The sequence below is a fragment of the Vibrio sp. ZF 223 genome (assembly GCF_003050585.1).
GTDB classification, from domain to species: domain Bacteria; phylum Pseudomonadota; class Gammaproteobacteria; order Enterobacterales; family Vibrionaceae; genus Vibrio; species Vibrio crassostreae.
Map to the genome: position 1 here is coordinate 1 of NZ_PIGB01000004.1, position 26165 is coordinate 26165.

20 protein-coding genes are annotated in these 26165 nt (G+C 43.6%); 6 read left to right on the top strand and 14 right to left on the bottom strand.

From position 1 onward, the window contains the following. Window positions 1-4174: VWA domain-containing protein (locus CWO13_RS09760; protein ID WP_108082859.1), on the top strand; the 4174-nt coding region annotated here is incomplete at its 5' end. 69 nt (window positions 4175-4243) lie between these two features. Here the strand turns inward: CWO13_RS09760 and CWO13_RS09765 are convergent. Both CWO13_RS09765 and CWO13_RS09770 read right to left on the bottom strand, forming a co-directional pair. Beyond that, entirely contained in the window at window positions 4244-5437 is a 1194-nt protein-coding gene (locus CWO13_RS09765) for a class I SAM-dependent methyltransferase (RefSeq protein WP_108082860.1), read from the bottom strand. 128 nt (window positions 5438-5565) lie between these two features. Continuing rightward, the gene (locus tag CWO13_RS09770) at window positions 5566-6969 is read right to left on the bottom strand and encodes a methyl-accepting chemotaxis protein (RefSeq protein WP_107899244.1); all 1404 of its coding nucleotides are present in this window, start codon (window positions 6967-6969) and stop codon (window positions 5566-5568) included. Window positions 6970-7057: 88 nt separating this feature from the next. Here CWO13_RS09770 and yccX point away from each other — a divergent pair, with 88 nt between their 5' ends. Further along, window positions 7058-7345: an acylphosphatase gene (yccX, locus tag CWO13_RS09775; protein WP_048660773.1), complete on the top strand. Its 288-nt coding sequence runs from the start codon at window positions 7058-7060 to the stop codon at window positions 7343-7345. 59 nt (window positions 7346-7404) lie between these two features. On the opposite strand, the gene CWO13_RS09780 is transcribed toward yccX, so the two are convergent. From CWO13_RS09780 to CWO13_RS09805, 6 genes are all read right to left on the bottom strand, one after another. After that, entirely contained in the window at window positions 7405-7734 is a 330-nt protein-coding gene (locus tag CWO13_RS09780) for a TusE/DsrC/DsvC family sulfur relay protein (RefSeq protein ID WP_017057205.1), read from the bottom strand. Window positions 7735-7894: 160 nt separating this feature from the next. Continuing rightward, entirely contained in the window at window positions 7895-8560 is a 666-nt protein-coding gene (locus CWO13_RS09785; RefSeq protein WP_102432721.1) for a Bax inhibitor-1/YccA family protein, read from the bottom strand. 295 nt (window positions 8561-8855) lie between these two features. Further along, entirely contained in the window at window positions 8856-9620 is a 765-nt protein-coding gene (locus tag CWO13_RS09790; protein ID WP_017059704.1) for an amino acid ABC transporter ATP-binding protein, read from the bottom strand. A gap of 22 nt (window positions 9621-9642) precedes the next feature. Continuing rightward, complete coding sequence (locus tag CWO13_RS09795) at window positions 9643-10740, bottom strand: amino acid ABC transporter permease (RefSeq protein ID WP_048660774.1); 1098 nt, start codon at window positions 10738-10740, stop codon at window positions 9643-9645. Window position 10741: 1 nt separating this feature from the next. Next, window positions 10742-11947 carry an amino acid ABC transporter permease gene (locus CWO13_RS09800; RefSeq protein ID WP_048660775.1) on the bottom strand — a complete coding sequence of 402 codons (1206 nt, stop codon included), beginning with the start codon at window positions 11945-11947 and terminating at the stop codon, window positions 10742-10744. Window positions 11948-12018: 71 nt separating this feature from the next. Next, a complete protein-coding gene (locus tag CWO13_RS09805; protein WP_004733634.1) occupies window positions 12019-13047 on the bottom strand; it encodes an amino acid ABC transporter substrate-binding protein in 1029 nt (342 codons plus the stop codon). Window positions 13048-13527: 480 nt separating this feature from the next. Between CWO13_RS09805 and CWO13_RS09810 the strand changes: the two genes are divergently transcribed. Continuing rightward, window positions 13528-14469: a precorrin-2 dehydrogenase/sirohydrochlorin ferrochelatase family protein gene (locus CWO13_RS09810; RefSeq protein ID WP_108082861.1), complete on the top strand. Its 942-nt coding sequence runs from the start codon at window positions 13528-13530 to the stop codon at window positions 14467-14469. Window positions 14470-14659: 190 nt separating this feature from the next. Here CWO13_RS09810 and CWO13_RS09815 read toward each other — a convergent pair whose 3' ends face one another. Both CWO13_RS09815 and CWO13_RS09820 read right to left on the bottom strand, forming a co-directional pair. Further along, window positions 14660-15142, bottom strand: coding sequence for a YajQ family cyclic di-GMP-binding protein (locus CWO13_RS09815; protein WP_004733632.1), 483 nt, complete (start codon window positions 15140-15142; stop codon window positions 14660-14662). 12 nt (window positions 15143-15154) lie between these two features. Beyond that, entirely contained in the window at window positions 15155-16213 is a 1059-nt protein-coding gene (locus CWO13_RS09820) for a 3-deoxy-7-phosphoheptulonate synthase (protein ID WP_048661946.1), read from the bottom strand. Window positions 16214-16420: 207 nt separating this feature from the next. Between CWO13_RS09820 and CWO13_RS09825 the strand changes: the two genes are divergently transcribed. Next, a complete protein-coding gene (locus CWO13_RS09825) occupies window positions 16421-17308 on the top strand; it encodes a putative PEP-binding protein (RefSeq protein WP_102432718.1) in 888 nt (295 codons plus the stop codon). 164 nt (window positions 17309-17472) lie between these two features. Next, window positions 17473-17958, top strand: coding sequence for a PaaI family thioesterase (locus CWO13_RS09830; protein WP_017082222.1), 486 nt, complete (start codon window positions 17473-17475; stop codon window positions 17956-17958). A 76-nt stretch (window positions 17959-18034) separates the two neighbouring features. Here the strand turns inward: CWO13_RS09830 and CWO13_RS09835 are convergent, their stop codons facing one another. Beyond that, entirely contained in the window at window positions 18035-19390 is a 1356-nt protein-coding gene (locus CWO13_RS09835; RefSeq protein ID WP_061038971.1) for a hypothetical protein, read from the bottom strand. A gap of 28 nt (window positions 19391-19418) precedes the next feature. On the opposite strand from CWO13_RS09835, the gene CWO13_RS09840 reads away from it, so the two are divergent. Then, window positions 19419-20327 carry a CvfB family protein gene (locus tag CWO13_RS09840; RefSeq protein ID WP_181359915.1) on the top strand — a complete coding sequence of 303 codons (909 nt, stop codon included), beginning with the start codon at window positions 19419-19421 and terminating at the stop codon, window positions 20325-20327. Between the two features lie 303 nt (window positions 20328-20630). On the opposite strand, the gene rsmF is transcribed toward CWO13_RS09840, so the two are convergent. The 3 genes from rsmF to CWO13_RS09855 form a co-directional block, all read right to left on the bottom strand. Then, on the bottom strand, window positions 20631-22052 hold the full coding sequence (rsmF, locus tag CWO13_RS09845) for a 16S rRNA (cytosine(1407)-C(5))-methyltransferase RsmF (protein WP_108082862.1): 1422 nt from the start codon (window positions 22050-22052) through the stop codon (window positions 20631-20633). A gap of 147 nt (window positions 22053-22199) precedes the next feature. Then, window positions 22200-24857 carry an MlaD family protein gene (locus tag CWO13_RS09850; RefSeq protein ID WP_108082863.1) on the bottom strand — a complete coding sequence of 886 codons (2658 nt, stop codon included), beginning with the start codon at window positions 24855-24857 and terminating at the stop codon, window positions 22200-22202. Beyond that, a complete protein-coding gene (locus CWO13_RS09855; protein ID WP_048660782.1) occupies window positions 24844-26127 on the bottom strand; it encodes a paraquat-inducible protein A in 1284 nt (427 codons plus the stop codon). Before CWO13_RS09855 ends, CWO13_RS09850 begins: the two co-directional genes overlap by 14 nt. Between the last annotated feature and the right edge of the window lie 38 nt (window positions 26128-26165).

Below are 26165 nucleotides of genomic sequence, written 5' to 3' on the forward strand. Positions count from 1 at the left end.
CAATCTGAAAGTGACGGCGACAGAAGCGGGCGGTCTTGGCGATGTGAAGTCGACCGAAATCGACGTGACGCTGAACGAGCAGAACCTGAATGAAGCCCCAACATCATCTGGCGGAGTTATCACAACTGACGAAGATACATCAACCTTCATTGAATGGGATTCATTCGGAATTACCGATGTTGATTCACCTGATTCAGCTCTAGGTATTGAGATTACCGATTTACCAGATAACGGTCAGTTTGAGTATTTCGGTGATGATGGTCAGTGGCATGACATTTCGGTTGGTCAAGTTATTGACAAGGGCGAGTTTGATGCAAATAGAGTTAGATTTACTCCGGATGAAGATGAATCTGGGTACGATAGTCACTCAACTCCAGGTATCGGGGATCAACAACAAGATTATGCACAGATTGGTTTCAAACCAACGGATGGTGTAAACGTAGGCCAAGAGTCGACTATAGCGATAAATGTTACGCCAATTGCTGATGCGCCTAACTTGATTACTAACATAGACGGTATTGAACTACCGGATCAACAATTCAACGTAAATATGTGGAATAGTGTCTCTGTTGGTTCCCAATATGGGGTTGGTAATGGTGTGGACCCTGTTACCTTGATAAATGTCATCGATGGTTTGGATAGCAACAGTAGTTCTCCAAGTAATGTCAACGATGTGCGTGATGCTAGTCAAGGTGCGGGTCAAGCTACACTCATCACTGGCTTAATTTATTTAGAAGCAGGTAAATCTTATGATTTCGTTGGTAATGCGGATGATAGTTTAGCGATAAAAATTGGTGGCGAGCTTACAGATGATGCTCGATGGGGAGATAGTAGTGGGAGTATCCAAGGGATTGCATTTACACCGACTGTGTCAGGTTTCTATCCGATAGAGGTTTACCACCATAACCAGAGTGGCCCTGGTAATTTCGATGTCAATGTTTCTGTAGATGGCGCGAGTCCTGTCAACTTAGATAACACGAACTTTGGTGTAGTCAGTGATGTGTCTCAGCTTGATAATATTGACATAAGAACATCACAACTAATTAACGAAAATGGCGTTGAGTTCTATCAGGTCTATACAACGAATGAAGGTCCGCAAGACACCCTTATTCCACTGACGGAGCTGCAAGCAAATTTAAATGATACTGATGGTTCAGAAACTTTGGCTGTTAATGTAAGTGGTTTCCCTATCGGTTCTGAGTTAAGTGATGGAGTTAATTCTCACACATTCACTAGCACTAATGAGACGTTTGATATCAGTAGTTGGGAGATGACAAATCTAACTGTCTTACCGCCTTCGGGAAGTCACGACGATTTTACTATTGATGTGGAAGCGATCGCTAGTGAAAAGGATTCAACAAGTACTGCTACGACTACGACAAGTATTGATGTGGTTGTTCATGAATACAATGTTACAAACACGCAGCCAGACACCCGTACTGTAGATGAAGATACAAGCGTCTCTGGTAACGTTTTAACAAACGATACTGATGCAGATAACATATTATCACTGCAGTCAATTGAAGTAGGAGGAACCTCCTATAACGTTGGTGAAACTATCACGCTAACTGGTGGTGAGTTGACGGTTGAGCAAGATGGTAGTTACGCGTTTGTACCATCTGATCATTGGTCAGGTAACGTTCCGACGGTGACTTACACTACAAATACTGGTGTGAGCGATACTCTCGATATTACCGTTAGTGCGGTTGCTGATGCTCCTCGCGTAACTATTGCGGTCGGAGAGCTGCAACAATCACAAGCTGTGCCTGAATTTGGTACTTCACCTAGTGATATTAGAGACCTTGTAAGTAGTGGTGAGACATCTATTGGGGGTGTTAACTTCGACCACGTTGATCAGTCTCCAGCTTTCAATAATGGCAATCAAGGCGATGACTTGATGATCGCACCGGACAATGCGGCGGCTCAGCAGTTTGTTGGCGATCAGCAAGCCGTTAACCTGAGTCAGCAGGGTAGCGATACGTTTGTTGGTACTAGTGGCAATGATTCGTTTTATGGTGGTAATGGGTCTCAGGATAGTAAAGTTGAAACGGATACAGTTATCTATCAAGGTAAATTGTCTGAATACGATCTTGATTTTAGAGGCCTGGAGCATAGCCAAGTACCTTATTGGTTAGTTAAAGATTCTCTTGAAAGAGATACATCTAGTGATAATTCACCTTCTACTGAAGATGGTGATCACTTATATGGTATTGAACGAATTATTTTCTCAGATGCTGTTGTTGAGATTGATAGTGAGACCGGAGAATATACAGTCCTACAAGACAGCGTAATACCGCTAGATATTTCAGCGGAACTCGTTGATAACGATGGTAGTGAATCGCTAGGTAATGAATTTACTCTTGAAGGCATCCCTCATGGTGTCGACTTGTACGTTGGTGGTCAGCTTATATCTCCAAACATCGACGGTTCGTATTCAATTGTTATACCTGTTTCTGGTGATGTTAGTGCAGAGCTTCGAATTCCTTATTCTTATGAAGGAGACCTTGATTTTGAGCTTTCTGTATCTGCATCATCTTCTGAATTGATTAATAATGATGAAGCAATAACTATCACGTCAGCAGATATAAGTTTCAGAAGCTATGATTTGGAATCTGGTTCCCACGGGGATGACAATATCAAAGGGACAGAGAACAACGATTTGATTGTTGGTGATGTTCAAGGGATTCAAATTGTTGCCGGTGAGGATTACAACATAGCGTTTATTCTCGATACGTCGGGTAGCATGGGAAGAGATGTCGAAACCGCAAAAGATGAACTGTTGGTTGTTTTTGACGCGATTTTTGCTAGTTCACAGGGGCAACATTCAGGGCAAGTTAATATTCTAATCACGGATTTTTCAAACAACTCAAATACGTCAGTATCTGTCGACTTGAGCAGTCAGAACCCAAGAGAACAGTTTGTCGCAGCACTTGACTCCATCACTGATGTTGGCGGAGGTGGTACCAATTACGAAGCTGGATTTCAATCTGCTGTTGAATGGTTCGCTGACCAAAACGGTGGGAACAACATTTCATATTTCATTTCTGACGGTGAGCCGACTTCCTTTACTGACAGTAGGTTAATGAAAAGTGAGTTCGATGAAATATTGATCGATTATGATTTGAGTTCGAACCAAGTTATAACACTGGCCGATTTGTTACCTACCGGATATACAAGTGGTGTTGTTAATTATAAAGGTAGTGTATTAATTGATGATAATGCCAAGTTATATTCACCATTAACAGGGGATAGAATTGGTGACTTAAGCATTAATGGTAATTCTTACGATTACTATGATAAGGGTGGCGTCAATAAACAAGGTCAACATATGTATCAATTGCTCGCATTGATGTCATCTGTTGATGCTATTGGGCTCGGTAATTCATTAGATGAAGATGTTCTCGAAGATTACGACTCTGATGGCCTAGTTGAAACGTCAATAGACGTAACGAAATTATCAGAGGTTATTCTTGGTAAAGAGGTTAGCTTGTTGCAAGGTGAAGACCAGATCGATGCCTTGGCTGGTGATGACATCATGTTCGGTGACTTAGTGCAATTTGACGGTATTTCAGGACAGGGCGTCGCAGCGATACAGAAGTACGTAGCTCAAGAAACTGGTGAGCAATTATCTTCTGTGTCAGCGCGAGATATACACAACTATATTTCAGATAACGTACAAGATTTTGACCAATCTCGAGTGAACGACAAGGACGATGTTTTATCGGGCGGCGAAGGCGACGATATTTTGTACGGTCAAGGTGGTAAAGATACGCTTATCGGTGGTCTTGGTGATGATATCTTAACTGGTGGTGACGGTGACGATCTGTTCAAGTGGGTCGACGAACCTTTCCAAGGTGATGTCGATACGATAACCGATTTTGCTCTAGGGGAAGACCATCTTGATATCTCTGAGTTGTTACCAAACGAAAGTTCAATGTTTGATCTTCTTGATCATATCACTATTGAAAAGGTTGATAATGGCGGCGGTGATAAAGACCTCGTGATTACCATTTCAGAAAACACAGATAATACAGGCCAAAGTCAAACGATTGTTCTCGACAACGTAGGTAATCAGTTCGACTCGGTAAATTCACAAGGTGATGGCTCTGTTGTTAATGGTGATTTGACCAACTTGGTGAGTCAGTTGTTCGTGAACTTACCTGACCAATACTAAAAAAGGGCCGAAAGGCCCTTTTTTAATACGTCTGCTTTGCTATAAAAGAGAGATTCTAAAGCTCTAAAATTAAAGAACCTTACAAGCAAAGCCTTTCAGGTAGAAACCTTCTGGGTAGGCTGTGTCTGTTAGGTGGTCGGCTGCTTGCTCGAAGCGCTCTACGAACTTAACAGTGCGGCCTGCGTCTAATGCTGCATCAGCGATGATCTTTTGGAATAGGTCTGTACCCATTAAGCCAGAGCAAGAGTAGGTGAGTAGGGTGCCGCCTGGTTTCAGGATTTGCATTGCAAGCATGTTAACGTCTTTGTAGCCGTTAGCGCCTGAAGTTAGGTTGTTCTTGCTTGAAACAAACTTTGGTGGGTCCATGATCACTACGTCAAACTTAGTGCCTTGGTCACGGTACTCACGAAGCAGTTTGAAAACGTCAGCGTTTAGGAATACCGCGCGCTTTTTCGAGATATCAAACTCATTCAGTTCAGCGTTCAACTTCGCTGTATCAAGAGCAAGTTGAGATACGTCAGCGTTGATAACACGCTTCGCGTCGCCTTTGAGTGCGTAAAGGCCAAAGCCACCTGTGTATGAGAAACAGTTAAGGACATCTTTGCCTTTAACGTACTTCATCGATTCTTTGCGGCTATCACGTTGGTCCATGTAGAAGCCCGTTTTGTGGCCTTCCATAATGTTCACGCTGATCTTAACGCCGTTTTCTTCAATCACGATAGACTTCGGTGGTTCTTCACCGTGAAGAACGCCAACAACCTGTTCTAAGCCTTCTTTCTTACGAACTGCCACGTCTGAACGCTCGTAGATGTTACAGTCAGGGAAGCATTCAATTAACGCTTCAACCAACACGCTTTTGTTAAACTCAGCGCCAGCACTTAGCAGTTGGCAAACAAGGAAGTCTTGGTATTTGTCGATTGTGATGCCAGGCAGGCCATCAGACTCTGCAGCTGTTAGACGGTAACCCGTTAGGCCGTCACGTTCGATGATGTCTTCACGTAAAGACTGTGCATCTTGAATTCGTTTTACAAAGAACGCCTTGTTGATTTCTTCTTTTTCAAATGTCCAAACACGAGCTCGAATTTGAGATTCTGGTGAGTAAGCCGCTTTTGCAAGCCACTGACCATTTTGAGCATATACGTCTACAGTTTCACCTTGTTTTGGTTCGCCTTCGACCTTATCGATACCGCGAGAAAATACCCAAGGGTGTTTGCGGCGTAGTGATTTATCTCGGCCTTTAGCTAGATGAATTGAAGGAGTCATAATTTACTCTGTTTGTTGAATTTGAAGGAGGGGTATTGTCGGGGAAGTACAGGTGAAAAGCAAATAAGAAAGGGCTGCAGAAGCAGCCCTAGTATGATTAATCAACACTTAGTGGTTGGATATCAGTATTAAGCTTTAAGACCTGTCAGCAAACCTTCCATCGTATCGCTTTGTTTACGAAGTTGGTCGACATTGGAATTACTCTTACTGATCATCTCGCAGATACTGTCTGATTGATGACGAATCTCTTCAACACTTTGTGCAATGTTGTCAGCGACTACGCCTTGTTCTTCAGCCGCGGTAGCAATTTGAGTGCTGCTATCTGAAATAGACTGGTTCTTTTCAGCTAATGAACCGATCTCAACGTTCACTTCCGACATCAGTGTTTGGCCTTCACCAGCATTGTTTACCGTTACTTCCATCAGTTTGGTCAGTGATTGGCTGTTACGTTGTAATGACTCAATCATACTTTGGATTTCAACCGTTGCTTGTTGAGTACGACCAGCAAGGGCACGAACTTCATCGGCAACAACAGCGAATCCACGACCTTGCTCGCCTGCACGTGCAGCCTCTATGGCAGCATTCAGTGCCAATAGGTTAGTCTGCTCTGAAATGCCATTGATGGTTGCGACCACTTCATCGATCTGCGCCGCGTTGGCATCAAGTTCTTCTACTGCTTGTGAAGCGGATTGGATCTCTTGAGATAGGTTAGAGATAGACTCCAATGTATTTGAAACCTTGACTTGACCACTCTGCGCAACGCCGCGAGCGTCCATCGTTTGTGAACTAGACTCATGAGCAAGGGTAGCTACTTCGCGAATCGTAGCAGCCATTTGCTCCGTTGCACTTGCTAAGCTATTCAGGTGTTCTTGTTGGTTACCAGAGATGTCTGAACTTTGTTGTGTTGACTGGTTTAAGTCCGAGCTGATCTGCTGCATTAGAGCGACAGACTCTTGGATTGACAGAACCATGTTTTGTTCACGCTCTGCTACTTTGTCGATCGTAATAGCGATTTCACTAAACTCATCACGAACTAAGAAGTAGTTCATGCGGCAAGTTAGGTCACCATTAGCCAGTGTGTTTAAAGCTTTGTTCATAGAGAACATCGCACCACCGATGAAGGTCATGATGTAGTAAACACCCAGCGCGATAAGCGTTAGGGTTACAGCGATGATAGAAACCTGAGTCGTAGACAGAGCAGACCAAAGGTTTTGGTCATGGTTAGCAACTAGGTTGAATGCACCATTCATTACCGAAACAGAACCAGCACCGTAGCCCAAAGAGATGGTTTCAGAGCTGCTGACAAGTTGAGCGACTTGATCTTTAGTGAGTTGACCTGCTTCGATAAGTCCTTTCATCAAGAGCATTTCTTCTTGATAAAGGTGAGCAAGCAAAGAGTCCGCGGCGCTATCTAAAACGAGAGTTAATATAACTAGGGCGAGAAGAGGTAATAAGAAGAGTAGATAGAACTTTTCTTGGATTTTTAGGTGAATGAGATATTTGTCAATCCAACGAAATGGGATTTCTTTCATAATCGTTATACTCGAAGTAAGTCCACCAATAAGTGGTGAATGAATAGAAGCTCAACTATATCATTCATATAAATTATGAGGCAACGTTATGGAAAGTTCACAATATATTTTTGTCGTGTCAGGCGTAGTTCAATGTGTTGGGTTTCGTTACCACACCAGTAGGCAGGCGCAAGCTATGGGTCTCTCAGGCTATGCGAAGAACTTAAATGATGGTCGAGTTGAAGTATTAGCTGTCGGAGAGAGTCAGCAAATAGAGAAGTTGCATGCTTGGCTCAACATAGGCCCTTCGAGTGCAATCGTAGACAACGTAGAGATGCATCAAGTTAAAGATAGTGAGCGCCAAGACGTACGTGTAGGGACGTTTAAAATACTGTAGTTATGGCACTACAGTATTTATATCGAGCGTAATTAAATAACTTAAAGCGGGTTAGGTTTTTACAAGCACTTTGCTGGTTTAGGTAAACCGGCGAGCTTGGTTGCTTGTTTTGCCGGCCCTTTTTTGAATAACTTGAATAGGTACTTGCTGTTACCTTTTTCTGGGCCGTGCGCTTTTTCCATCGCTTTAACTAGCATACGAACCGCTGGTGAGGTATTGAACTCTTCGTAAAAGCTCCTTACAAAATGGACGACTTCTAAGTGTGCATCCGTAAGTTCAATAGCTTCATCTTGAGCAAGTATTTCAATCATACCTTCTTCCCATTGCGTGTAATCCAATAGGTAGCCTTGAGCGTCGGTTTCGATTTGCTTGCCGTTATATTCAAACATGTTTAATCCAGAATCCAATTAACTATGCGGGTAGGGTACATGACCAAGTTTATCTTTCTCAACTGAAATTGTAGCTATCCATAGAAATATCGTACTTATAGATACAAAAAAGCCCAAGAGGTAGGCTCTTGGGCTAGATATTCTTCAATGATGGGAACGATTAGTCGTCGTTGCCCATGATGCCTAGGATGCTTAGCAGGCTGATGAAGATGTTGTAGATTGATACGTACAAGCTGATCGTTGCAGAGATGTAGTTTGTTTCACCGCCACGAATGATGTTTTGCGTTGTAAGCAAGATAACACCAGTCGAGAATAGGATGAACATACCGCTCATTGCCAATGATAGTAGAGGCATCTGTAGGAAGATATTTGCAACCATACCTACAAGCAGTACTACAAAACCAGCTAATAGCATGCCGTTAAGGAACGACAGGTCACGCTTAGTTGTTAGCGCGTAAGCTGATGCGCCCATAAACGCCAGTGCTGTACCGCCAAGTGCAGTTAGGATGACATCACCCATGCCTGCGCCAACGTACATATTAAGAATTGGACCAATGGTGTAGCCTAAGAAACCTGTAAATAGGAATGTGAAGACTAGACCCATGCTGTTGTCACGGTTCTTCTCTGTTAGGAAAAGTAGGCCGTAGAAGCCAACAAGCATGATAATAAGACCCGGGCGAGGAAGGTTCATCGCCATGGATACGCCTGCTACAACAGCAGACCAAAGTAGTGTCATAGACAGTAATGCGTAGGTGTTACGCAACACTTTATTGGTTTGCAGAGCACTTTCTTGAGATGCTGTGCGTGAAAACATAGGGCTGTTCATAATCTTCCTCGTAAGGTGACTTCAATAGTTATTAGTACATTTATGGGGGTGAAAGTTCGAAAAATCAAGTCTTTCATTCCTCCTGTATACGTAAAATAATAATAAAAATAGTCGGTTAAGTGTTTCTGAAGGTGTAACAAAGTATTTCTTTAGGCTGTAATTAAGTATAGCTAAAATACGATCTTCAACCTTTAGTCGTCATAGCCAGTTATTTAGAACTTTAGAAAACCATCTATAACCTTGAAAAATAAAGAGGCGACCTAAGCCGCCTCTATAGTTTATGCATCATAACACATTAATGGTGTAAGATTTGACTTAAGAAGTTCTGCGTTCTGTCTGATTGTGGGTTTTCAAAGAAGTCGACAGGGTTGTTCTCTTCTATGATTTCACCGGCATCCATGAAGATAACGCGATCTGCTACCTCTTTAGCAAAGCCCATCTCGTGCGTCACACAAAGCATTGTCATGCCTTCTTCCGCTAGCTCAACCATTACGTCTAATACTTCACGAACCATTTCTGGATCGAGTGCCGACGTTGGCTCATCAAACAGCATCACTTGAGGGTTCATACACAAAGAGCGAGCGATAGCTACACGCTGTTGTTGACCACCTGAAAGTTGACCTGGGAACTTGTCTGCTTGCTCAGGAATTTTCACACGCTCTAGGTATTTCATCGCAATCGCTTCAGCTTCTTCTTTCGGCATCTTTTTGACCCAGATAGGGGCCAAAGTACAGTTCTCTAATACCGTCAGATGTGGGAACAGATTGAAGTGCTGGAAACACATGCCTACATCTCGGCGAACGGCTTCGATGTTCTTGAGATCTTCCGTCAATTCATTACCTGAAACAAAGATATGACCCTTTTGGTGCTCTTCTAATCGGTTGATACAGCGGATCATCGTTGATTTACCTGAGCCGGAAGGGCCACAGATAACGATTTTCTCGCCTTTTTTAACTTCTAGGTTGATGTTCTTAAGTACGTGGAATTCACCGTACCATTTGTTCATGTCTTTCAACTCGATCATAAGACCTTGAGAGTTGTTTTCTGTCTGCTGCGTCATAATACGTCCTTGATCTTGTTAATTATCGTTTGTGACCGGTGTGAAGTCTGTTTTCTAGCCATATCGAATATCTCGACATGCCAAAACAAAACACCCAGAACACTAACGCGACAAATACATAACTTTCTGTTGAATACCCAAGCCATTCAGGGTCGGTATTCGCGGCTTGGCCAATTCCTAACACATCAAACATACCAATAATTAAAACAAGACTGGTATCTTTGAACAAACCAATGAAGGTGTTCACAATTGAAGGAATCGTGATTTTAAGAGCTTGAGGAAGAATGATAAGCCCTGTCTTTTTCCAGTAGCTTAGTCCCAGAGCATCAGCCGCTTCGTATTGGCCTTTTGGTATTGCTTGTAAACCACCACGAATTACTTCTGCCATGTAGGCTGCACTGAATAGTACTACCCCAACAAGTGCTCTAATCAGCTTATCGGTTTCTGTTCCTTCTGATAAAAAGAGCGGGAGCATAACTGAGGCCATGAATAGAACGGTAATGAGCGGTACGCCACGCCAAATTTCGATGTATACGGTACACATACTACGAATGATCGGCATCTCTGAACGACGCCCAAGCGCAAGTGCAACACCAATAGGGAGTGACACTACAATACCAACAAGTGCGATGATCAGTGTGACCAGTAGACCACCCCATTTATGGGTATCGACAACTTCTAATCCAAAGACACCACCGTATAGCAAGCCAGCAATGATAAATGGGTAGATGTTTACGAAGAACAACCAGATCCACGTACGTTTAGGTGTTTTTTCGTAGGCCAGTAAGGCCACAAAAATGGCTAACGTAGCGTAGAAGAGGCGAGGTCGCCACAGTTCAGCTTCTGGGTAGAAGCCATACATGAATTGCTCCCAACGAACGCTAATAAAGACCCAACAAGCGCCTTCGCTAGTGCAGGCATCGCGTGTGGTTCCTATCCAGTCGGCACTGATGAATGCCCAATCCGCTACTGCCCATATAAGGGTAAAAGCAAAGTAAGCAAGAACCACAGTGACGACGCTGTTAATTGGTCCATTAAATAGATTTTTTCTTAACCAACCGACTGGCCCAACGGTATTCGCTGGAGGCGGAAGATCAGGTTGAAATTGATGTGTACTCATCTTATCTCTCCACCAACGCTACTTTGCGGTTGTATATGTTCATTAGAGCAGATGTTAATAGGCTCAAGGTCAGGTAGACGCCCATTGTCATCGCGATTACTTCGATAGCTTGTCCAGTTTGGTTTAATGTTGTTCCTGCAAATACAGAGACAAGATCAGGGTAACCAATGGCCATCGCAAGTGATGAGTTTTTGGTCAGGTTTAGGTACTGACTGGTTAGTGGTGGGATAATAATTCTTAATGCCTGTGGGATAATGACAAGCTTAAGGGTTCTAGATCGTGGGATTCCTAGAGACATAGCAGCCTCTGTTTGCCCATGGTTTACGGCGTTAATACCTGAACGAACAATCTCGGCAATGAACGCTGCTGTGTAGATACTTAAAGCAAGCATCAATGCAGCAAGCTCCGGGATTATGCTAATACCACCCTTGAAGTTAAACCCTTTTAAAACAGGGTAATCCGCAGAGATAGGCATACCCATAACAAAGTAAGTCACCAACGGTAAGCCTAAAATCAACGCTGCAGCAATTCGAAACATCGGTGTTTGTTGGCCGGTAAGTTTCTGTTTGTTATTCGCCCAAATGTTGATAATAAACGTAGCGATAATACCAACAATCAATGATGCGATAACAATGCTACTGCCTTGCTCTAACACTGGTGCAGGGAAGTACAATCCACGTACGTTCAAGAAAATTGCTTCACCTAGGCTCATGCTTTGACGAGCAGAAGGCAAGGCTTGCAGAACGGCGAAGTACCAGAAAAAGATTTGCAAAAGAAGAGGGATATTTCGGAATATCTCAATGTAGACAGCTGCAAATCGGCTAACTAGCCAGTTTGAAGAGAGTCTAGCGATACCCATACTAAAGCCCAGTATCGTGGCTAGCATGATGCCTAGTACTGAAACTAAAGCGGTATTGAGAAGACCGATAAAGAATGTACGACCGTATGAGAAGGTCTCGTCGTATTCAATTAGTGTTAAGCCGATGCCAAAACCAGCTTCTTGGGAGAGAAAATCAAAACCAGTGGCGATACCACGGGAATCTAAGTTAGTGAGCGCATTATTTACAATCGTGTAAAAGAAAGCACAAAGCGCCCCGACGGCGATAATTTGGAAAATGATGGAGCGAAAAGTGGGGTTGTAAAATAAGTTGGCACTTTTGGGCTGTGGCTTTGCCTGCGCTGGAGAAATAGTTTCATTAGGTTTCATACTACTATAACCTCAAATCCATTTAATAAATAGGGCGGAAAACTCCGCCCTAATTGATGCTTGAAAATTTATTAACGGATTGGTGGAGCGTACATAAAGCCGCCCGCATTCCATAATGCATTTACACCACGAGAGATTTGAAGTGGAGAACCTGTACCAACAGTACGCTCAAAACTCTCACCGTAGTTACCAACTTGCTTAATTACTTGGTAACCCCAGTCGTCACGAATGCCAAGGCCTTTACCTTTAGGACCGTCTACACCAAGAATACGTTTGATGTTTGGATCTTTTGACTTAAGCATTTCGTCTGCATTTTTAGAAGAGATGCCGTATTCTTCCGCGTTAATCATTGCTGAAAGTGTCCACTTAGCAACGTTAAACCATTTGTCATCATCTTGACGAACAACAGGACCTAGAGGTTCTTTAGAGATGATTTCAGGAAGTACTTGTGCAGATTTAGGGTCAGCGAGGTTTAGGCGAAGTGCGTATAGACCAGATTGGTCAGTCGTTAGCACGTCACAACGACCTGCGTCGAAGCCTTTAGATGTTTGTGCTGCCGTATCGAATACCACTGGCTTGTAAGACATGCCACTGTTACGGAAGTAATCGGCTAGGTTAAGTTCAGTTGTTGTACCTGATTGAACACATACAGAAGCACCATCAAGCTCTTGAGCACTTGTTAGGCCAAGCTCTTTCTTAACCATGAAGCCTTGACCATCGTAGTAGTTAACGCCTACGAAGTTCAGACCTAAAGCAGTGTCACGATGTAGTGTCCATGTTGTGTTACGAGATAGTACGTCGATTTCGCCAGATTGAAGCGCAGTAAAACGCTCTTTTGCGGTTAGAGGTACATACTTAACTTTAGTCTTGTCACCGAGTACAGCCGCTGCAAGAGCTTGACAATACTCAACATCAATTCCTTCCCATTCACCTTTTGAGTTAGGGTTAGAGAACCCTGGAAGACCTGTACTTACACCACAAGTTAGAAAACCTTGAGATGTGACTTTGTCCAGAGTGCTTTCTGCCGCTGATGCTGATGTTGCCATCATCGCAGTTGATGCAGCTACTACTGAAGCAAGAAGTGTTAGTTTATTTGTCATTTGTATCCTTCCTTGTTAACCAGGTGACACCTGATACTCGTGCTCGTTTGAGTGTCTCTTATGTGTTGCGTTTTCTATGACCTTGTTGCTCAAATTACAAGAGTTGCATTTTGCAAATGAAACTGTGTGCGATTTAAGCAACTGTTTATAAGGTTAGGAAAGGATCCGTAGTTTCACAAATGTATAATTTAAAAAGAATTTTGAATGAAATCACAAATCCGAACACAATTAGAATGACCAAATGTTAACTGAATGTAAATAGTGCAACAGTTCACACTGTTGGTGCAACGAGATTTAGAGTTTTATATTGATAATTGACTAGATAAATATTCTGAATGAATGTCACAGTTGTGGAGCATTAACCTTAAAAAAGATTGAAATTTGGTCAATAAATATTTTTATTGAACTTCGATAGTTATGAATATGCTCCAAATTTGGTAGCATGGCTGAATAGTTATTGAAGTAATCTCAAGGAAGAACATGCGTTATTTCCCAATGTTTTTGGATGTAGAAAATAAGCCAATCTTAGTGGTTGGTGGAGGTGAGGTTGCTTGCCGTAAAGTCGACAGCTTGTTACGCGCTGGGGCTGATGTGACTTTGGTATCTCCCAAGGTCGCACCTTACTTAAAGAAGCTTGTTGATGAAAATAAACTTCACTGGGTGCAAAATTTTTACTCGTCACAGATTATATCGAATAATTACCTGCAGGTGTGGGCGACGACAGACAACCCAAGCTTGAATCATCAAGTACATAATGATGCAAAAAAATTGGGTATTCTTGTCAATGTGGTTGATGATTTACCCTATTGTGACTTCATTACGCCATCAATGATTAATCGCGGAAGGATCCAAATTGCCATCTCTAGTGGCGGTGCATCACCTGTTTTGGTGAGAAATATTAGAGAAAAACTCGAAACGGTATTGCCACAAAATATAGGTTTGATAGCAGATTTCGGTGCATCAAAACGCAATTCGATCAAAGAGTCATTCCCAACCGTCGACGAGCGTCGTAAGTTTTGGGAGCGTTTCTTGTCATCCAGTTTTATCGAGCAGGTGACTGACAGAGAGCAGTTAGAGTCTTACTATCAGCAAGCGCTAACGGAAGGCATTGATAGCGAAGGACAGGTGACTTGGATTGAATTCGAGCAGGACGTTGAGTTGCTGTCTATGAAGGCTTTACGTTTGATGCAAGAGGCAGAACTCGTACTTTCACCGAGCGATTGTCCATTTGAATTTATCGACCTGTGCCGTCGAGACGCAGAAAGAGAGAGCTATGCTAACAGCGGAGAGCTATCAACCAAGCTTGAGCAGGCAAGAGCTGAGAAATTACGAGTGTGTGTCTTTATTCCACCAGCAAGCGTAGAGTTTAATCTGTTGGTCGGTAAAGACCTAAAATTGTCAGCAGCCCAAGTACTCAGTTGAGGTAGTTGTTTCTAGTTGAAATAAGAGCTTTCTGGTTGTTTTAAATCGGCTAGAGGCTCGGAATAAAACTAAAACTGGACCTGATAAATAAAAAGCCACTTCCGATAAAGAAGTGGCTTTCTGCTATTTCATACACGACATTGTGATGATGAATGAGCAACTGAAACAAGCGGTCGCTCATACTCAAAAATTAGTCGCGGAAGTTGTCAAACTGGAATGGTTGACCAAGCTCACCGCTGCGAACTAGAGCCATAACAGCTTGTAGATCATCACGTTTCTTACCTGTTACACGAACTTTGTCGCCTTGGATAGAAGCTTGAACTTTAACTTTGTTGTCTTTGATTAGTTTAACGATCTTCTTCGCTACATCAGTTTCAATGCCTTGCTTAAAGATAACCGTTTGGTGCCAAGTGCGACCTGTTTGGTCTGCCGCTTTTGCTTCCATCGCGTTAGGATCAACATTACGCTTTGTTAGGTTGCTACGAAGGATATCGCGCATTTGCTTCAGTTGAAAATCGTCTTGAGCAGTCAATTTTACTGATTCATCTTTGTAATCAAAGCTTGCTTCAACGCCGCGGAAATCGAAACGAGTCGATAGTTCACGGTTTGCGTTGTCTACCGCGTTACGCAGTTCTACTGCTTCTACTTCAGAGATAATGTCAAATGATGGCATTGTGTTGTTTCCTTAAGCTAAGTTTCTATCTTTAATTGCTGTTGCAAGCATGTCTAGCATTGTTGCCGTATCTTCCCAGCTTAGGCATGGGTCAGTAATTGACTTGCCATATTCTAGGTTGTTGATGTCGGTCATTGGTTGGTTACCTTCAACAATGAAGCTTTCTGCCATGATGCCTGCAATTTGGTTCTTGTTAGATTTAATTTGCTCACAAATGTCTTGTGCAACTTCTAACTGCTTACGGTGCTGTTTCTGACAGTTAGCGTGGCTGAAGTCTACAACCAAACGTTGAGGCAGGTCGAATTCAGCCAGTTGCTTACATGCGGTATCTACAGATTCAGCGTCGAAGTTAGGGCCTTTATCACCACCGCGTAGAATAACGTGACCGTATGGGTTGCCAGAAGTACGGTAAACCGTCATGCGGCCATTCTTATCTGGAGAGTAGAAGTAGTGTGACGCATGCGCTGCACGAATTGCATCGATAGCAATCTTGATATTGCCGTTGGTCGCGTTCTTGAAGCCAACTGGGCAAGACAGTGCAGAAGCCATTTCACGGTGAATCTGAGATTCAGTTGTACGAGCGCCAATCGCGCCCCAAGTGATAAGGTCTGCAATGTACTGACCTGTGATCATATCAAGGAATTCAGTTGCTGTTGCTAAGCCAAGCTTGTTGATGTCTAACAGAAGCTTACGAGCTTTGTTTAAGCCCGTTTCAAGTGCGTATGAACCATCAAGGTTTGGATCGGTAATCAAACCCTTCCAACCTACAACCGTACGAGGCTTCTCGAAGTAGGTTCTCATTACAACGAACAGTTCATCTTTGTACTGGTCTTGAATCTGGCTTAGGCGCTCAGCGTAATCAAGTGCCGCATCTGTATCGTGAACAGAGCAAGGGCCTACGATAACTAATAGGCGGTTATCACGACCAGTTAGGATGTCTTCGATTTGGCGGCGAGAATTTTTAATGCGCTCAGCAACGTCGTCAGTAATAGGGTGTGCATTGCCTAGTTCGGCAGGAGTTGGCATAGGACCCAGAGCTTGGGTTCTCAACTCATCAGTTTTTAATGGCATGTGATAGCTTTTTTATTCTATTGCGAAGTGGTTAAGATAACGGAATTGAACAGAGGAATAAACTCTATTGAGTCAAAGTTATCTCAGTTATTGCTAATATTCTTATTTTTATCAGCAGGCCAGCGTCAAATAAGGGATTTTCACTTGTATTAACAGGCAGCTATCGGTATTTTCGTTTGAACACAACATAAAAATGCTGGAGCAGCAATGACTCAAGAAAATCAAAGCACTTTGCACCCAGAACTTGTTTTAGGTGATGTGCTGCCTTCTTACAACGATAATAATAATTCCAACCACTTATACGTTTCATTATCCGAATTGGTAATGGACCGCGTCTTCTACCACCCAAGTATTGAAAGTCATTTAGATACACTTACTGATATCGAAAAAACGTCTTTAAATGCGATCCTTGGTGATAAAACAGTTGATGAGCATTTTGTTTCGACCTTGGTGATTGCGATTCAAGCTGCCGTTCAGCCAAATCACACTTCTGTTCGTATCGCATTAAGCAGTGCAGACAGTTATGGCTTCCGTTCGCTGCTTGGCGGTAACTGTGAAGCTGAAGAGATTAACCCAGCACTAGGCGTTCGTGGCGTTGCTCGTTACGCGACACCAGAGTACAGCAAGGCTTTCGCTTTAGAGTGTCAGGTCATTAAAACGTTGCGAGAGCAGGGCATTAACGTTGAAGTGGTTGTACCGTATGTACGAGCATTAAGCGATGCAGCTAAGATTATTGATCTGCTTGCAGAGCAAGGCTTACCACGCGGCCTGAATGGTTTGAAAGTACTGTTCTCATGTGATGTGCCGTCTGCAGTGTTACTGAGCGAACGTCTATTGCATTACTTTGATGGTGTTGTGGTAAACGTTGATAGCTTAGCGTCTTTCACTTTAGGTGTAGATAAGGACAATGAAGCTCAGAAACACGCTTTCGATCCACAAAACGAGGCCGTTATTACCTTGTTAGATATGATTGTTAAAGCGACGCTGCATGCGAAGAAGCCTGTACTGCTGGTGACTCAAGGCTTGGTGGATTACCCGCGTCTACAAGGTTACATTGCCGATCTTGAAGGCGTAGAAACGGTCGTGACTGCATAAATCGGCTTGCTGTTTAAGTTAAATCAACTTGCTTGAAGCGCTAAAGCTTTGAGAATGAAAGAGATATCATTATGCGATGATATCTCTTTTTTGTAACATTTTTTTGACATCTCTATCGCTAATCGATTAACTGGTCTGATGACTGATTTGACTAGGTAATCCGAATGTTGACCCCTCTACAAAAAGCAAATTTCTACTTGAGCATGTTTGGTTTTTTCAAAGTGCCTCTGATCTGGCTGTGCAGGCCAAAATTGCTCGCACTGGATAACCAACATGTTGAGGTCAAAATCCCTCTTAAAAGACGAACGAAGAACCATCTTAATAGCATGTACTTTGGCGTATTGGCTGTGGGTGCTGATGTGGCGGGGGGCTTTCTTGCGATGAGCAAATCTCAGCAGCAAGGTGAAAAGATTTCGTTGGCATTTAAAGAGGTGACGGGTAACTTCTTAAAGCGTCCAGAAGGCGATGTGCATTTCACTTGTAACGACGGTGAGTTGATCAACACTATGCTAGCAGAAACCATGTCCACTGGGGAGCGAGTGAATCAACCCGTAACTATTATCGCGACTTGCCCATCTTTGCATGGCGACGAGCCGATGGCCGAGTTCACGCTAACGCTTTCGATTAAGAAAGTCCCGTCTCGAAAATAGTTTGAAAGTAAAAGGTAACCGTTGAATTAGTGACAAGAACGGTATGTGAATTGAATATCCACATACCGTAACAAGATTAAGATTCTTGAGTGATTTGCTCGATGTCGACGATCTTTGAACGGTTCATCACGATTTTCCAACGGTAATAGGTCGGTTCGTTATCGTGATTATTTTCTTTAATGATCAGGTTGAGTAAGTGGCGCTTTTCTACTGATTCACGGCTGACTTGCCCTTCATTCAAGCGATATACCTTATTTGAACCCTTATCCATTAATCGTGTCAGCGCTCTTAAGCTGATGGATAAAGTTTCACGGGTCTCTTCATAACCACTCATGAACGTCGATGTCGACATCTCAGTATGAGAGCGATAATGCAAGATCTGCTCTTCACGTTGCACTACACGCTTCTTACGAATTGATTGAATACGATCTGCAAGCTTCGAAAAGTTCGCGTAGTCCAACCATTCCAGTTTATGGCCGACAGACTTATTGGTCGTTGGGTCATAGTAACGACGCTTCCATTTCGGCTTGCCTTTACGCAGCCATCGCCACAGGATGTCTCTCAAGTCATCTTTGAAGATTTCACGCAACGCATAGATGAATGACATCGCCACGATGAAGGAGGCGGTAATCTCACCAAGAAAGTCACGAGCCAAGATTACGGTAGTGGTCACGACAACCATCACCAAACCTGTCGCAATACCTTTAACGGCACGTTTGACGTTCTTACCCATCGATGTCGTCTTTTCTTTAAGCACTATAGGGTGCTCAATCAAACGACGCAGCAAACGCATCTTGTTACTCAAGCGAGTAACGTCTTCTCGAACTCTCGCTGAGTTGTAGCGGTTCAGTTTACGGTGTGCAGTCTCTTTATCACAAAGCGTTAAGAGTCGTTCTTTAATCGTTGAATACTCACTGCCACGTGGCATATGCGAAACCAGCGATAAGAACTTTTGCTCTGTGTACCATGAAAGGTAGTTATCAATGTTTGCGTAGTAGCGTTTGAGGTTCTCTTCATAAGGAATACTACGACGAAGCTTTTTCAGTATGTCTAACGCGAGCTCAATAACTTCATCTACTTCATCAGCCGTTACGTCGTCACTATCATTTTTATTCAGGCTACTCACCGCTTTATCTAACGCGATAACATATTGATAGGCGAACAAACTCAAACTGACACGATACTGCGTAATCGACAATCGTCCACGCTTAGCTAAGCGACTGTGCACCAAAGGTAAAAGTGTTTTGTCACTGTAGTAGGCACGTTTTTGAGTGATTGAGCTGTAGAAAAAGGCACTTTCAGAAAGTACTTCAGGAGTCAGTCCAAGTTCACCGGGAATGAATAGATAAACGTCCATGTCGAGCTTTTTTGTCTTAGCCATGGCATGGTTAATTTTAAGTGTTATCGCATCTTGTTTATCAACGGTGATCAACGATGTCTCCTAGAATGTAAAAATATGAATGAAACTAGCGAAAGCATATCAGAGATCACGTATAATCTCCGCCAAATTTAAAGTAGAGACAATCTTGATGATTAATATTGGTCAAATAAACAACTTAGAAGTGGTAAAACAAGCAGACTTCGGTGTATTCCTTGACGCTAGCGACTATGGAACCGTGTTGCTGCCGAAACGATTTACTCCTGAAGGTGTTGAAATTGGTCAAAAGCTAGATGTTTTCTTATACATTGATTCTGACAACCAGATCGCTGCAACCACTGAAAAACCGATCGCTCAAGTAGGCCAGTTTGGTTTAATGACGGTTGAAGGTGTTAACAGCACTGGTGCATTCATGAGCTGGGGCGTGAAAGGTAAAGACCTTCTTGTTCCTTTCAGCGAGCAGCGCGGCCGTTTAAACGAAGGTCAGTCAATCTTAGTATATGTCTACATTGATAAAGCATCGAGCCGTATTGTTGGTACCACGAAGTTCAACAAATGGTTAGACAAAACGCCAGCGGCTTATAAGCAAAATGAACAAGTCGATCTAATTATCGCTGAGCGCAGCCAATTGGGTTACAAAGCGATTGTGAACGGTGAACACTGGGGCATGATTTTCCCGTCAGACATCATCGGTAAGCTATTCATTGGTAAAACGCTAAAAGGCTACATTAAAAACGTTCGTGAAGAAGACGGTAAGATTGATCTGTCTCTTCAGAAAATTGGCGTCGCTAAGATGGATGACCTAAGCACAAAGGTTCTTGACCTGCTTGAGAAGAAAGGCGGTTACCTGCCTTTGAATGATAAGTCTTCACCCGAGGTTATTTTCTCTGCATTCAGAACCAGCAAAGGTACGTTCAAGAAGACGATTGGTGGTTTGTACAAATCTGGCAAGATCACGATCGACAAAGAAGGCATCAGCTTAGTTAAATAAGCGATACTCTCGGTCAAAAAAAAGCCCAAATCTTCCTGTTTGGGCTTAGGGGAAAGGGCTCCGAAGAGCCTACGCTAATCGTTTTAATTCTTTAACTGTTAGATTGAAGTCTAGTTTAAATTCTCCAATAAGCGATTTTTGTTATTAAAAATAGTGACTTGAATTGATATTTGTATAATTAACTATTGATTTACAATGCTTTCCCTCGAAATAAAGTTGCCGACAAGAATAGAAAAAGCCCAAACAATTAACGTTGTTTGGGCTTTTTGTTGTTTCATTACAGTGCGAGCTTTTATCGAGCGACTAGAAAAGGTTCTTATCGCGGACGAGTTCGCGTGGTAAACCATTCTTCACTCGGATGCCAACCCACTTACCAAGGCCGATGATTGCACCATTGTACTTCACTAGTACTTCGCCTTTACCTGACAAGCCTTCAGGGCGAACATCTCGTCCCATGAACCACTCACGAGCATCTTGGATGCTCAGGTCTACAATGTTGGCTTCATTGCCTGTGGCTAGCGTCGTTGCGACTTGGTGTTGCCAGCGGTAGCCCTTTTTATGGGTTTCTGCGATCTTGATTCCCATACGAGAGAAGCGGAATTCACCGATCATCGGCTCTAGCGCTTCTGGGAATAGCCAAACGTCTTTGTCGCGAATCCAAACTTGAGTGTCACTTGGCAGTTCGATATCGAGAGTATTCATTAGTTGCTCAGCAACTTCTTGCTGAGTTTTCTTTGATGCTTTTTCAAATGGGAATTTACCCATACGTTTTTTAACTTCCGGTGGAGTAACAGACGCTAGTTTGCGGATACGTGCAACGAAGAAACCTTCTGAGTCATACACCTGTGGGAAGATATGAAGGAAACCTTCCTCTGTCGTGGTTGCTTTTGCGTTGTCGAACAGTGACTCCAGAGATTCGAATTCAACCGCATCACCAAAGGTCTCTTTTAAGTGATGACACACTTGTTGGTTCTCTTCGGTGCTAAGCGTACACGTTGAGTAAACCAACACACCATTAGGTTTAAGCGCGTGGAATGCACTTTCAATCAGATCTTTTTGCGTGTCGGCAATGTCGACCACAGATTGATACGTCCAGTTCTTCATCGCATCAGCGTCTTTACGAATGGTACCTTCGCCAGAGCAGGGTGCATCAAGCAGTACAGCATCAAATTGTTCTGGTAACCAACCACCGAACACTCGACCGTCAAAGTTACTTAGAGCGGCATTACGAACGCCACAACGTTCAATGTTAGCGTGAAGGACTTTCACACGGCTTGCTGCGTATTCGTTGGCAACCAATACGCCGCGATTATTCATTAGCGCAGCGATTTGCGTTGTTTTAGAACCGGGTGCAGCCGCCGTGTCTAACACCGCTTGGTAATCAGCTTCGCCTTGGAAAAGTGCCGAAGGTGGCATCATCGAGCTGGCTTCTTGGATGTAGAAAAGACCAGACATGTGTTCTGCCGTATTACCTAGTGGCGCTTCACTTTCGTCCGCTGTAATCCAAAAGCCCGTTTCGCACCAAGGTACAGGTTCCAGTTCCCAGCCTTTCTCTTTTGCTCGTACTAGGAAGTCTTCAACACTGATTTTCAATGTGTTGACTCGAATACTTTTACGAAGTGGTTTTTGGCATGATGCGACAAAAGAAGCCATATCTAGATGACTAGGCATGATTGCTTCGATGTGCGTTAGGAATTCTTCAGGAATATATACGTTAGCGTGCAAAAGAGTATCTCGATTTATTGCATTAATACGTGGAGTTTAAAGCAAAATGAGGCCGCCCTAAACCATATTTACAGCAAACAACAAAAATGCAGCCTAATGGCTGCATTTTGATGAAGAATTAATCTTCCTGGAATGTCAGGGGATTCACTATGGGCGAGGAATCGCAGTTCTCCATGACTTCCACTCATCTTCGGCTTTAGGATAGAGGTAGAAAGACTGATCTTCGCTTGCCACTGGTTGAAGTTCATTCGTCGGTGGCGTTGAGAATGTAATACCACCTCGTAATAAACTGTCTACCGTTCCAGCTTTGATGTTTGCGCCTGACAGACCGATAGAGACATCGACGCCCGATACGTTCCAGAACACAGTGTTTGCGCGGATTAGGTAGGCATAGTCTGGCTCGATTTGAATTGTAGAGATGATACGGTCAGCAAACTCGCCTAGCTGAACATCGATAACACTGCCGATTTCTAGCTCACGGAATAGGATAGGTGTGCCTTCAGATACCGAGCCTCGCGTTTCGCTTTGTAGCTGGAATATCTTACCTTCAGGCTGCTCTGGTCCTTTGCTGAGCTTAAATTTCGTGTTTCTTTCGCCTTTGCCAGGATCTACATTTATGTGCTTAGAGAGCAGCGCAGAGACGTTTTTGATGCCGTTAAGGCCAATCTCAGGTTCAGCTAACCAGAAGTGACTGTTCGCCACGGCAATCTTGTCGACGTACTCTGGTAAAATACGCGCAGTAATTTCAATACCGCCCTTGTTGAAGTTCGGAATCACCAAAGTAACCTCACCAACAGTGACACCTTGATATTTGATCGCCATGCCCTTGCTGACTTCTTGATCGCCGGAAGAGGTGATGGTAATCGCGCGGCCAAATTTTCGAGCGGATTTCGAATCTTTATAAAGCTTCCACACATCGCCGAGTTTGTTGTCGATTCCCGGCAGAGAGTCAAAAGCAATACCGCCTTGGATAAGGGTTTTAACCGGTGCAGCTTTAATACTTATACCCGATAGCGACGCATCAACCTCAACGCCTGAACGGTTCCAGAAAACGGTATGTTTATTGAGTAAGTGCGTGTAACGATTTTCGATCGTGACCTTAATTCTTACGCCACCGTCTGCAAGCTGAAAATCAGAAATACTACCCACTTGTAGGTTGCGGTAGAGTAGTGGGCTGCCTTTAGAAATTGATGGCAGTTCACTCGCAAACAACGAAAGCGTCTTTGAACCAGACTGATTAAACTTGGCGATTTCTGCTAACGATTTACTTTGGAAAAGCTGGTAATTCGTTCTAGCCTCAGATTTTCCTTCACTCACAAAGCTAATTGAGCCAGTAAGAAGCTGCTTCGCCGGTGGGACCGTAACACTCAAGCCTGACTCGGTTAGCTCTGCCGTCGCACTGCCTGTCACAAAGAAACGGTTGTGGCTTTTGATAAGGTGCGCGTATTCATTATCGATAAGTGCATCCATGAACACTTCGTGCTTATCAGAGCCCGTCCCAACACCATCAACTAATCCCACATGGATGATAGAGCCAACAGCAATACCTTTGTAAAGAAGCTGTGTACCGACATCCAGCCCGAATGAATTGTTTGAGGTTAAGCGAATCGCGACCGACTTTTCTTGTTCCTGACTGAACTCGTTTTTACGGATCGCAGTAAATCGACGTGCTTTTTCACCTTCACCCGGTACCAAGGTTAAAAAGTTACCTGTCACTAAGTTGGCAATATTTTTCATGCCTGTAAGCGATAGTTCTGCTTCTTCTAGAACGAATTTACTGCCGTTATTTAAAAAGTCACTGAATGCCGGCTGGATAGCGGCAGATGCAACCACGTTCTCGCGCCCTTCACTCAGCGACAAGTCAGTGATTTGACCGATTTCGATGCCGCGATACATGATCGGAGCACCTGTTGCACTGATCTTGTTGTCGTCAGGAACAGCGATCTTGATAGAAATACCACGGCCCGCTGTTTTCAAATCTGGGTAGAGTTTGAACTTGGTGTTCATCTCAACCGGTTGGCCTTCTCCTGGAGAGTCTACGGCGATAGAGCCACCTAATAGGGCACTTAGGCTTTCTAAGCGAACATCAACACCAGAAAAACCAATACTTGCACCCAAACCACTGACATTCCAAAAGCGGCTTTGGTCGGTGATGATATGGCTGTATTCGTCTTTAATCGATGCTTGAATCGTAACGGATTTAGCGTTGTCGTTTAGTTGGTAGTTGTAAACCTCACCAATTGGAATTTTGCGGTAAACGATTTGAGAACCAACAGACACACCGCCTAGATCTTTGGTCGTCAGTGAAATATTCAAACCTTCAGAAGCCAGTAAGTCGGAAGGGGATGATTCTAAGGCTTGGAAAACGGTTTCTGGGTCTTCTTTGGTTTCGCTCGGGTGTATAGCAATATAGTTACCTGAAACAAGAGCGTCTAACCCTGAGATACCCGACAAACTTGCCGTTGGCTTCACAAGCCAAAAACGAGTGCCTTTTGAGAGAAGCTTCTTCGCTTCTGGGTAGATGTCAGCATCAACGTAGATGCTCGATAAATCTTTGGACAAGGTGATGTCACGCACCATACCCACCTCTAAGCCTTGGTAACGAATCGTTGTTCGACCTGCGACTAAACCTGCGGCATCTGAGAAGTATATCTGCACACGTTGCCCAGCATCGTGTATCGATTTCATGACCAACCAACCGGCTAATGCAACGGTTAATATCGGTAGAATCCACAAAGGTGAGATGCCTTTGTTTTTCCTTACTTCTGGTGAATATGACGTTTGTGATTGGTTATCGTTGTTCATTCACTGACTCATCTTTAGAGGTATAGTTATCCCAAATTAGCCTAGGATCTAAGCTTTCCGCTGCCAGCATCGTGAGAACAACTACGACGCCAAAAGCGACTGCACCATAACCTGGTGTAAAGTTTAAAATCTGTCCACGGTCGACCAAGGTCATCATGATCGAAATAACGAACAGGTCCATCACCGACCATTTCCCCACCCATTTCACAATGAAATAGATGGTCATGCGTTGTCTGTGGTAAACGGCGCGCTTCATCTTGATACAGATTAAGATGTACGCGAGGCCGAGTATTTTCGCGACGGGCACTACGATACTGGCAATGAAAATGATCGCTGCAATGCCGTACATATCGCTATTTATCAGCGACGCGACACCAGAAATTATGGTGTCTTCTAGCCTTTGTCCGTTTGTTATAAGGATAGAAATCGGAATAACGTTGGCTGGCACAATAGCCACTGATGCGGCAAACAGCAGAGCCCATGTCTTCTGTATAGAGTAGGGCTTGCGGTGGTATAAGTCATGGTGACAACGCACGCAAGTATGTCCATCCGGTTGAGATAGGTGGCAGTTGTGACAGTGTATGTTCTTACTTTCAGCAAAAGAGTAGTCCGATTCTTTTGCCCAAGCTTCCCAGTAGCGACGCACACTGATACGGCTTACCAATAATACGCTGAAAAGTTGCAGAAGAATCAAGCCAACCAATCCTGGGCCTACAAAAATATCTGAGTAATCTTGCAGTTTGAAACATGAGACCGCCAAACTTACCAGAAACACATCCAACATCATCCAATGTTTGAGGGTCTGAATAATGGCTAATGCATAGCGAAAGGGTGTGAAGATCTTAAAACGCAGTGATACATGGGTGATGAGCACCGAGCTACATACAAGCAACGGAGCGATCGAACTGCAGAACAGAATCAGCAAACCAAGCAAAGGGAAACCTTCGCCCATTAAGGTAAAGACGCCGGATGGTAAAGTCGCGGGTATCATGACACCAATCAAGCGAATACTGATGAATTCGAAAAAGTGCGATGGGATAAATAGCAATAAACAAGTGACAGCGATTGCTAGGTTTCCAGACAGGCTAGGGGTGCCGCCTCTATAAAGCTGAGTGCCACACCTTGGGCAGTAAGCGGATTTCCCTAAAGGGATGTCCATTTTATCAACGGGGAGTTCGCAGCCCTGACAAAGGCGCACTGAGCTACTATCGCATTGATGCTGAGTTGATAAAGGGTTGGTGGGGAATGGGGAGGTCACGCGACCTCCCAAGTTGAAACGTCAGTTAGGCTCGATGCCCGACTTAAATG

Bases quoted from the DNA above. Each gene is read 5' to 3' on its own strand.
- CWO13_RS09765 (WP_108082860.1), bottom strand. From the start codon at position 5,437: ATGACTCCTTCAATTCATCTAGCTAAAGGCCGAGATAAATCACTACGC.
- CWO13_RS09770 (WP_107899244.1), bottom strand. From the start codon at position 6,969: ATGAAAGAAATCCCATTTCGTTGGATTGACAAATATCTCATTCACCTA.
- yccX (WP_048660773.1), top strand. From the start codon at position 7,058: ATGGAAAGTTCACAATATATTTTTGTCGTGTCAGGCGTAGTTCAATGT.
- CWO13_RS09780 (WP_017057205.1), bottom strand. From the start codon at position 7,734: ATGTTTGAATATAACGGCAAGCAAATCGAAACCGACGCTCAAGGCTAC.
- CWO13_RS09785 (WP_102432721.1), bottom strand. From the start codon at position 8,560: ATGAACAGCCCTATGTTTTCACGCACAGCATCTCAAGAAAGTGCTCTG.
- CWO13_RS09790 (WP_017059704.1), bottom strand. From the start codon at position 9,620: ATGACGCAGCAGACAGAAAACAACTCTCAAGGTCTTATGATCGAGTTG.
- CWO13_RS09795 (WP_048660774.1), bottom strand. From the start codon at position 10,740: ATGAGTACACATCAATTTCAACCTGATCTTCCGCCTCCAGCGAATACC.
- CWO13_RS09800 (WP_048660775.1), bottom strand. From the start codon at position 11,947: ATGAAACCTAATGAAACTATTTCTCCAGCGCAGGCAAAGCCACAGCCC.
- CWO13_RS09805 (WP_004733634.1), bottom strand. From the start codon at position 13,047: ATGACAAATAAACTAACACTTCTTGCTTCAGTAGTAGCTGCATCAACT.
- CWO13_RS09810 (WP_108082861.1), top strand. From the start codon at position 13,528: ATGCGTTATTTCCCAATGTTTTTGGATGTAGAAAATAAGCCAATCTTA.
- CWO13_RS09815 (WP_004733632.1), bottom strand. From the start codon at position 15,142: ATGCCATCATTTGACATTATCTCTGAAGTAGAAGCAGTAGAACTGCGT.
- CWO13_RS09820 (WP_048661946.1), bottom strand. From the start codon at position 16,213: ATGCCATTAAAAACTGATGAGTTGAGAACCCAAGCTCTGGGTCCTATG.
- CWO13_RS09825 (WP_102432718.1), top strand. From the start codon at position 16,421: ATGACTCAAGAAAATCAAAGCACTTTGCACCCAGAACTTGTTTTAGGT.
- CWO13_RS09830 (WP_017082222.1), top strand. From the start codon at position 17,473: ATGTTGACCCCTCTACAAAAAGCAAATTTCTACTTGAGCATGTTTGGT.
- CWO13_RS09840 (WP_181359915.1), top strand. From the start codon at position 19,419: ATGAAACTAGCGAAAGCATATCAGAGATCACGTATAATCTCCGCCAAA.
- CWO13_RS09850 (WP_108082863.1), bottom strand. From the start codon at position 24,857: ATGAACAACGATAACCAATCACAAACGTCATATTCACCAGAAGTAAGG.